This window comes from Neptunomonas sp. ABH4_499 (genome assembly GCF_056160565.1).
The window spans coordinates 1-251 of sequence record NZ_JBSWXK010000056.1 but is presented as its reverse complement, the minus strand read 5'-3'; the positions used below and the strand labels follow the sequence as shown (position 1 = coordinate 251).

Below are 251 nucleotides of genomic sequence, written 5' to 3'. Positions count from 1 at the left end.
CCCTGAAGGGCAAAAAAAGCGGGTTTTCCATAATCGAACCGCATTATAAACCACTATAAATCATACGGTTACGTATTTTTCAGGGGCGACTCATTACGTGCATACCATCACAGCGGATAACGGACTTGAGTTTTGCGGCCACGAGGCTGTTGCTAATGCCCTGAGAGCCGATGTGTATTTTGCGAACCCGTATGCTTCGTGGGAGAGAGGATTGAATGAAAACTTCAACGGACTGCTGCGCCAATACATCA

At 47.0% G+C, this 251-nt stretch carries 1 pseudogene; it reads left to right on the top strand.

Features of this window, described 5'->3' with window-relative positions:
• Positions 1-94: 94 nt before the first annotated feature.
• A pseudogene (locus ACXAF9_RS18215) lies at positions 95-251 on the top strand (IS30 family transposase); the annotation flags it as partial.